The 9226-nt window shown below is 71.4% G+C and carries 4 protein-coding genes; all 4 read right to left on the reverse strand.

The features are described 5' to 3' along the window. A partial coding sequence (locus E1292_RS47710) for a condensation domain-containing protein (RefSeq protein WP_246090927.1) occupies nucleotides 1-1733 on the reverse strand: 1733 nt, incomplete at its 3' end. 157 nt (nucleotides 1734-1890) lie between these two features. After that, entirely contained in the window at nucleotides 1891-4974 is a 3084-nt protein-coding gene (locus E1292_RS47715) for a non-ribosomal peptide synthetase (protein WP_165975134.1), read from the reverse strand. Nucleotides 4975-4976: 2 nt separating this feature from the next. Beyond that, nucleotides 4977-5798 carry a hypothetical protein gene (locus tag E1292_RS47720; protein ID WP_132606425.1) on the reverse strand — a complete coding sequence of 274 codons (822 nt, stop codon included), beginning with the start codon at nucleotides 5796-5798 and terminating at the stop codon, nucleotides 4977-4979. Nucleotides 5799-5813: 15 nt separating this feature from the next. Continuing rightward, the gene (locus E1292_RS47725) at nucleotides 5814-9215 is read right to left on the reverse strand and encodes a type I polyketide synthase (protein ID WP_246090928.1); all 3402 of its coding nucleotides are present in this window, start codon (nucleotides 9213-9215) and stop codon (nucleotides 5814-5816) included. Nucleotides 9216-9226 lie beyond the last annotated feature (11 nt).

Raw genomic sequence — 9226 nt, forward strand, 5'->3', positions numbered from 1 at the left:
ACCCCGACCAGATGACCCGCCACCCCCAACGCCCGATCCGCCAACTCGCCGTATGACACCGAACCGCCAGCACAGATCAACGCCACCCGACCCGGCTCACTCACCGCCCGCGCGAAAAACTCCCCATGCAACACACCATCCGGCAACAAACCAGCCGTATCATTCACCCGCTCCCGCACCACACCCTGCCCACCAGGCAACAACGCGGGAACCTCACCAGACCAATCACCCTCCGCCAACCACTCCAACAACCCCCCATACGCCCCGAACATCGCATCCAACACCCCCGGCGCGAACAACTCCTCCACCGCGTCCCAGGCCAGGTGGAGGCCGTGGTCGTACTCGTTGATCTGGTGGTCGAGCCAGACCTGCGGGGTCTGCGTGATCATCCACCCGGGCTCGCCGAACGCCTCGCGCACCTCAGGGACGATCAGCTCGGTCCCCAGGTTGCAGGCGAACACCACCGGCGCGCCGGAGTGCTCCCCGTTGCGGGCCAGGTCCCTGAGCACTTCGACGCCGGAGTACCCGGTGTGCCGCGCGTCGGCGCGGAAGCGGGCCTGCAGGGTTCTGGCGCGCTCGGCGAACGGCTGCGGCTCCGAGAGGTCGGCGGCGACCAGAATCAGGTTGGTGAAGTCGGCGACGAGATGGGCGACGTCCGGGTGGACGGTGTCGTCCCGGTCGAACAGCGGCAGGTTGAGCAGGAACCGGGGTTCGCCGCTCCACGCGGCCAGCACCTCGCAGTAGGCGGCGGCGAGCACCATGGCGGGGGTCAGCCCGTGCACGCGGGCCTGTTCCTGGATCCGCTGCCACGCGCTGGTGGGCAGCCACCTCTCGCGGCGCGCGAACCGGGGCCGGGTGATCATGGCCGGTTCGGTGGCGAGAGGAAGTTGTGGCGCCCCGGGCAGCTCGTCCAGCCGGCCGCGCCAGTACTCCTGGTCGCGGGTACGCCGCGCCGCCCGCTCCGCGCCCCTGGCGGCGAGGTAGCGGGGGAACGAGCAGGCCAGGGCGGGCATGGGCGCGTCGGGCTCCAGGTAGAGCCGGGCCAGATCCTTCAGCAGGATCTGCAGGCCGAGAACGTCGGCGACGAGGAAGTCCACCTCGAAGTGCACCCTCGACTGGCCGCCCGGCAGCAGCGACAGCCGCACGTCGAACACCTCGCCGCGGGAGGCGTCGAAGCGGCGGTGCGACAGCTGCTCCCTGATGCTCTCGGCGGCGTCCTCGCCGAGCTCCGACAGGTCGTGGACGGTCAGGCCCGGCCACGGGCTGGTGTCCATGATCTGCTGGGTGCCGTCGTCGTGGAAGATCGCCCGCAACATCCCGTGGCGGGCGATGAGAGCGCGTACGGCCCGTTCCAGCCGGTCCGGGTCGACGCCGGAGCCGTCGAACTCCAGGTAGGCGTGGCAGCCGACGCCCCCGATGACCTGCCCGTCGCCGCGGCCGATCCAGTAGGCCAGCTGGACGGGGGTGAGCGGGAACGGCGCAGTCTCGTCCACGGCCGGCTCCGGCTCCCGCACCGGAGCGGCCTCGGACAGCCGGGAACTGACCAGCGACCACCAGGCCGCGAGGGTGAACTCCGTCGCCAGCTCCGCGAAAACGATCTTGGCCCCCGCCCGCCGCCACCGCCCGGCCAGCCGCATCGCGCGAAGCGAGTCGAGGCCGAGGCTGATCAGGTCGGCGCCGTCCGTGACCTCGGAGGGGTCGAGGTCGAGCTGGGCGGCGATGTCGGCGCGCATCGATTCCATGGTCGGTGGCGCGCCGGGGCAACGCCCCGGCCGCGCGGACGGAACAGCCCGTACTTCCTCGACTTTCTCCAACACGAGACAACCCGCCTATCCACTAGTGCCGCTTACGTCGTGTCGGCGGCCGGGTGGATCACCCGGCCGCGCCTCGTCAGGAACTTCCGTCGGCGGCCTGCAACCTGCGGGCGAGGCCGGCCGGGGTCGGCTCCTCGAAGATGTCCTTCAGCTTGAGCCGGATCTGGGTCGCCTTCTTGATCTCCTGCAGCAGCTTGACCGCCAGCAGCGAGTGCCCGCCCAGCGCGAAGAAGTGGCTGTCGGGGCCGAGATCGGTGCGGTTCAGCATGGCCTTCCAGAGCGCCACCAGGGAGTCGACCAGCGCGTCCCCGGTGCCGGCCGGGAGGTCGGCCTCGTCCACGGTGGTCTCGGCGGTGCTGCGCAGTTCCATGGCCAGGCTGCGCAGGGCCGGGTAGTCGACCTTGTCGTTGCCGGTCATCGGGAAGGCGTCCACGGTGACGTACTCCTGGGGGGTCGCCGCGTACGGAAGCGACGCGCTGGCGTGCTCCCACAGCTCCGAGGAGACCTCGGGCCGGTCAGGCGCCACCACGAACGCCCACAGGACGGCGTCCGCGCTGGGGTCGCCGACCACCACGACGGCGGCGGCCCGCACGTCGGGGTGGGCCAGCAGCACGCCTTCGACCTCGGCGAGCTCGATCCGGTTGCCGCGCAGCTTGATCTGGCGGTCGAGCCGGCCGAGGATCTCCAGCTTGCCGTCGGACGTCCACTGGGCCAGGTCGCCCGTGCGGTAGAACCGGCCGTAGACGGGGTGCTCGCCGAACCGTTCGGCGGTCAGCTCCGGCCGGTTGTGGTAGCCGATGGCCACGCCGTCGCCGGCGATGCACAGCTCGCCGCGGGTGCCGATGGGCAGCGGGCGGCCGTCGGGGGCGGCCACGTACACCTTCGTGTTGGCGATGGGCACGCCCACGTCGACGCGGTCCGCGGCGGGGTCGATGCGTCCGGCGGTGGACCAGATCGTGGTCTCGGTGGGGCCGTACACGTTGTAGAGCTCGCAGCCGGTGGCGGCCAGCCGCTCGGCCAGGACGGCGGGCATCGGCTCGCCGCCGCACAACACGCGGCAGCCCGCCAGCTCGCCGGACGCCTGGTCCACGACCAGCCGCCAGGTGGTGGGCGTGGCCTGGGCGATGGTGACGTCGTAGCGCCGCAGGGCCTCGGCGAGCGGCTCGCCCTGCGTGCGGGCGTCGTCCGGCGCGATGGCCAGCCGCGCGTCCGTCGTCAGGGGCAGGAACAGCTCCAGCGCGGAGATGTCGAAGCTGAACGTGGTCAGCCAGAGCACGGTGTCGCGCGGCCCCGCCGACAGCTGGTGCGCGAAGTGCGCGATCAGGTTGGCCAGGCTGTAGTGGTCGATCAGGGTGCCCTTGGGGAGGCCGGTCGAGCCGCTGGTGTAGATGAGGTACGCGCAGTCCTCAGGCCGGACGGGACTGAACGACGGCACCTGCCCGGCCACCGGCGTGACCGCGTCGACGGAGACGAGCGGGAGGACCGTGCGCTCGCCGGAGACGGTGATGCCGTCGCCCGCGAGGACCACGGCCGCGCCGGCGTCGTCGAGCTGGTAGTCGAGGCGCTGCTGCGGGTGGTCGGGTTCGAGCGGCAGGTACGCCGCCCCGGCCAGCCACACGCCGAGCGCCGCCGCGGCCAGCTCGGGTGAGCGCCGCGCGAGCAGCGCGACGACGTCACCCCTGCCCACCCCGGCGGCCTGGAGCGTGTCGCGGGTGGCCTCGGCGGCGGCCCACAACCGGCGCAGGCCGACCTGCCGGTCGCCGTCGACCACGGCCACGACGTCCTCCGGCGGCGCGGCGGACACCTTGCGGGCGATCTTCTCCAGCACGGTCGCGGGCGTCACGGTGTGCTCGGTGGCGTTGGCCATCTCGATGGCCGCGCGGTCCTGGTAGCACCACACGGGGATGTCCGCGAGCGGCAGGTCGGGCTGCTCGGCGAGCGTGACGAGCAGCTCGTCGTAGCGGGCCAGCAGCAGCTCCACGTCGGCCCGGTCGAGCACGTCCACGCAGAACGCGGTCCTGATCTTGATGCTGTCCGGGGTGGAGGTGACGAAGAACTCCAGGTCGAACTTGCTGAAGCCGTTCTCGATCACCACCTGCTCGGCGGGCAGGCCGCCCAGCGTGAACCCGGCCGTCAGGTCGGCGGGCACGTAGTTGAACGTGTGCCGGAACAGGTTGTTGCGCCAGCCGTCGCGGGGCACGATCTCCAGCAGGTCGTCCACCGGATAGTCGGCGTGCGACATGGCCTCCATGAACGTGCGCCGGGTGTTCCGCGCGTGCGTGCGGAACGTGTTCGCCCAGTGGACCCGCGTGCGCAGGGTGAGCACGTTGATGTGGTAGCCGATCCGGGTGGCGGCCTCGGGCGTGCGCACGCTGACGGGCGAGCCGATCGTGAGGTCGGGGCCGGCTCCGTGGGCGGCCAGCAGCACGCCGTACGCGGCCAGGAGGATGACCGACTCGGGCGCCCGCAGCTCGCGCTGCATCCGCCGGGCCGCGTCGCGGGCGGCGGGGGACAGCTCCCAGTTGATCACGTCGCCGACGAGGGTCGTCTGGGAGGTCTCGGCCTGCTCGCACCACAGGTCGAGGTCGCCGGCGTGGAACCCGTCCAGCTTGTCGCGCCAGAACGCGCCGCTGCGCGGGTCGGCCTCCGGCTCCTCCCAGGCCGGTACGACGTCGCGCGGCGGCGACCCGCCCGCCACCAGCGCGTCGTAGAGGGTGACGAGCTCGTTCGTCAGCAGCGCCGTCGACAACCCGTCGAAGATCGAGTGGTGGATGGCCAGGCAGTAGACCTCGCCACCGTCCTCCTCCAGGACAGCGGCGCGCACCAGCAGCTCGCCGCCCGGCTCGAACGGCCGCGCGACGAACTCCGTCAGCCACTCGCGCGTGTCGTCCCAGCCGGCCTCCTCGAACCGCAGCACGGCCTGCTCGACGGGCACGACCTCACGCGCCATGCCCTCGGGCTCGATCCTGAACACCGTACGCAGGATCTCGTGGCGGTGGAGCACGCGGTTGACCGCCTCCAGCATGAGGTCGCGCCGCGCCCGGCCCGTCACGCTGAACGCCACGGCCAGGTTGTTCACCCCGGCACCGGGGACGAGCTCCTCCAGCAGCCACAGCGCCTGCTCCTTGCGGGTGGCGCGCTGGCCCAGCATCTGCTTCATGATCATCTCTCCAGCAGCTTGGTAACGGCCCTGGCGATCTCGTCGTCGGTGAGCAACACGTCGTGGCCCTTGTCGAACCTGAGCTCCTCGGCCACGACGGGGCCGCGGCCCGACTCGCGCAGCCGGTTCAGGCCGTTGTTCGGGTTGTTCGAACTCACCGCGGTGGCGCGCTGCCACCCCTTCCAGGGATCCAGGTGGTCGGCGTAGGTGAGGAAGGACAGGAAGGCGCTGAACGTCCCCCACATCTCTTCCGAGTACTCCGGGTCGAGCCCGGCTCTTTCGAACGCGCGGTGCCCGACGTCGCGGAACTTCGCGTACAGCTGGGCGGCGTAGCCCTCGACCGTGACGCCCTCCTGCTGGAGCGGGCGGTCCATGGCCTCCCGGGTCTCGGCGACGTCCTCCTCGCTGAGGATCGAGGAGAGGATGCCGAAGACCTTGCCGAACTGGAAGTAGATGTTCTCCAGGCTGGTCGGCTCGGGGTCGAAGACGATCAGCCGGGGCGCTTCACCCTGCTCCTTCTCCAGCAGGTCCACGAGTTCGGCCGCGTAGACGGCGCCGATGCAGTAGCCCATCACCGCGTGGACCTTCCGGCCGCTCGCCTTGAGAGGTTCGAACCACGAACGCACGTAGGCGGCGCCGTCGACACCCGAGCCAGGCGTCACGGCGGGCGGGGAAACGTGCCAGAACGTCGCGTCGTAGTCCACCTTCTCCAGCAGGTCCGGGAAGCCGGCCTCCGCCCGGCCGGTCTCCGTGAAGTCGACGCAGAGGACGAGGTTCGCCGAGTCGGATTCTTTGAGCGTCGTCCAAGTGGTAACCAGAGTCATGATCATTTCCTTTGACTAGGAACTCCCGCCTTCAAGGGCGAGCTGAATCAGGAGGTCGGCGTCCATGCTGTCGATCTCCTCGGTCCTGCCGTTCGTCTCCTCGTCCTCCGGGCCGGCCAGGCGGAAGAGGCTGTCCAGCAGCCCGGCCGCACGCAGTCGTTCGATCGGGATGGTCGTCAGGAGCTGCCGCACCTCGGCGTCGCTGCGGGCGTCGGCGGGCTCTGCCGTGCCCGCCGCGACGGCGGGGAAGAGCTGCTCCAGGACGAATCGCGTCAGGTCGTGGGGAGTCGGATAGTCGAAGATGAGCGTGGCTGGCAGCTGCAGGCCCGTGGCCGTGTTGAGCTGGTTGCGCAGCTCCACCGCGGTCAGCGAGTCGAAGCCGAGCTCCTGGAACTGGCGCTGCGGCTCGATCGCCGACTCGTCGGCGAACCCGAGCACCGCGGCCACCTTGCCTCTGACGACCTCGGACAGGGTGGCCTCGATCCTGTCCGGTTCCATCGTGGCGAGCCGTTCCGCCAGCCCCTGGCCCGGCCGCGTACGGCGGGGCCTGGTGCGGTTCCTGGCCTTGGTGAACTTCGCCGGGACCAGCACGGGGCGGCCGGAGCGGACGCCGAGATCGAAGAGCGCCAACCCCTCCTCGGTGGACAGCGGTTTCACGCCTGCGCGCTCCATGCGGCGCAGGTCCGCCGCGGTGAGCTCGCCCGCCATGCCGCTGGTCGTCCAGAGACCCCAGGCCAGCGAGGTGGCCGGCAGGCCCTGCGCTCCGCGGTGGTGCGCCAGGGCGTCCAGGTAGGCGTTGGCGGCGGCGTAGTTGGCCTGGCCCGCGCTGCCCAGCACACCGGCCAGCGAGGAGAACAGCACGAACGCCCTCAGGTTCCGGTGCCGGGTGAGCTCGTGCAGGTGCCGGGCGGCATCGGCCTTGGGTGCGAGTACGGCGTCCAGGCGGTCGGCGGTCTGCGCGGCGATGACGCCGTCGTCCAGAACACCGGCCGTGTGCACCACGCCCGCCAGCTCGTCCACGCCCTCCAGCACCTGGGCGAGCACGTCGCGGTCGGCCACGTCGCAGGCCGCCACCTCCACCTCGGCGCCCAGCTCCGACAACTCCGCCACCAGCTCGGCCGCACCAGGCGCGTCCGGCCCGCGCCGGCTGAGCAGGAGCAGGTTCCTGACCTCGTGCTCAGTGACCAGGTGACGCGCCACCAGCGCGCCCAGCCCGCCCGTGCCGCCCGTGATCAGCACCGTGCCGCCAGGTCCGAACACCGGCTCGTGCTGCTCCAGGTCCGTGGCCCGGCCCAGCTTCGGCGTCAGGATCCGGCCGTCTCTCAGGGCGATCTGGGACTCGCCGGTCGCCAGCGCCTGGCCGACCGTCTCGGCGTCCAACCGCTCGGTGCCGGCGTCCAGGAGCACGAACCGGCCGGGCTGCTCAGTCTGCGCGGCCCGCACCAGGCCCCACACCGCCGCCTGCGCCGGCTCGGGAACGTCGCCCTCGGCCGCCGCGACGGCCTGGCGGGTGACGATGACCAGCCGCGACGGCGCCAGGCGCTCGTCGGCGAGCCACTCCTGCACCAGCGCCAGCGCCGCGTGAGTCGTGGCGAGCAAGTCCGCGCCCGCGCAGCCGGTCAGGACCGCGTCCGGGACGTCCGCCGCGTCGATGGAGGCCAGATCCGGGAGTTTCTCTGCTGCGGTGCCCAGGTCGTCGGTCCCCAGCACCAGCCACCGGAACACGTCCTGCTCGGCGGCGGCCGGGGCCGCGGTCCAGTCGAGCTGGTGCAGGGACGTCTGGTTGCCTGCGGTGAGTTCGGTGGACAGAGCGCGCAGCGTGAGCGCGTCGATGTCGGCCACCGGGGCACCGGTCTCGTCCGCGATGTGCAACGAGATGCTGGTGTCCGTGGCTGCGCGGGTGACCTTGACCCGCAGCCCGGTCGCGCCGGCCGCGTGCAGCGACACACCGCTCCAGGCGAACGGCAGATACGGCCGCCCCGACTCCGCTCTCGGCACCAGATCGCCCAGGGCTGCGGCATGCAACGACGCGTCCAGCAACGCCGGGTGCAACCCGAACCGGCCCGCCTCCGCGTGCGCCTGCTCGGGAAGGACGATCTCGGCGAACACCGCGTCCTCGTGCTGCCAGGCAGCCACCAAACCCTGGAACAGCGGCCCGTAGTCCAGGCCGATCGCCGCCATGTCGTCATACAGCTGCTCGACCTCGACCGGCCGCGCACCGGCCGGCGGCCACTGACCCGCAACCGCGACCGGCTGCTCGCTCTCCTCAGCCAGCACCCCTTGCGCGTGCTGGACCCACTCGGCCTGGCCCTCACGCGAGTACAAGCCCACCTGGCGGCCACCGGCATCGTCACACGGCCCGGCCACCAGCTGGACATCCACCCCTGGCCCGGCCGGCACCACCAACGGCGCCTGCATGGTCAACTCGACCAGCCGCGGGCAGTCCAGTTCCTGACCGGCCCGCAACGCCAGCTCCACCAGCGCCGCCCCCGGCACCACCACCCGGCCATCCACCTGATGATCAGCAAGCCACGGCTGCGCGTCGAGCGACAACCGGCCCGACAAGACCACCGACTCGCCACCGGCGACCTCGGTCACCGCACTCCACAACGGATGGTCGATGGCGCCCAGCCCCGCCGCCCCGACATCCTGCGACTCCAGACTTGCCGGCACCCAGAACCGCTCGTGCTGGAACGCGTAGGTGGGCAGATCGACCAGCCGGCCAGGAGTCAGCACCTTCGTCCAGTCGACGGCGACACCCTCGACGTGCAGCCGGCCCAGCGCCTCGACCAGCGCGCGGCTCTCGTCACGGTCCTTACGCACCGCCGGGACGAACACCGCGTCCTCGACGCTCTGCTGCACCAGCCCGGTCAGCACCCCGTCCGGGCCCACCTCCAAGAAGGTGCTCGCCCCGCAAGCCGCCACCCCGTCGGCGAACCGCACCGCCCCACGCACGTGCTCCACCCAGTAAGCAGGGTCCGTCAACTGGCCAGGCTCGGCCAGACGACCCGACACGTTCGACACGACCGGGATCGTCGGCTCGTGGAAGGTGACCCCGCCGATCGCCTCAGCGAAGTCGGCCAGCATCGGCTCCATCAACGGCGAATGGAACGCGTGCGAAACCCGCAACCTGCGGGTACGGACCTGCGCCTGGCTTTCGATCTCCGCGATGGCTGCCTCGTCACCGGACACCACCACCGCAGCCGGACCGTTCACCGCCGCCACACCGACCCGGTCCTCACGACCGGCCAGCAACGGCAGAACATCCGCCTCCGGAGCCGCGACAGCCAGCATCGCGCCGCCAGAAGGCAGCGCCTGCATCAACCGAGCCCGAGCCGCCACCAGCGTGCAGGCATCCTCCAGCGAGAACACCCCCGCCACATGAGCAGCCGCGATCTCCCCGATCGAATGCCCCACCAGCACATCCG

Origin of the sequence: Nonomuraea deserti (genome assembly GCF_004348685.1) — a bacterium.
Classification (GTDB): Bacteria; Actinomycetota; Actinomycetes; order Streptosporangiales; family Streptosporangiaceae; genus Nonomuraea; species Nonomuraea deserti.

Excerpts from the sequence above, each read along its gene's own strand:
- E1292_RS47720 (WP_132606425.1), bottom strand. The coding sequence starts at position 5,798 with ATGACTCTGGTTACCACTTGGACGACGCTCAAAGAATCCGACTCGGCG.
- E1292_RS47715 (WP_165975134.1), bottom strand. The coding sequence starts at position 4,974 with ATGAAGCAGATGCTGGGCCAGCGCGCCACCCGCAAGGAGCAGGCGCTG.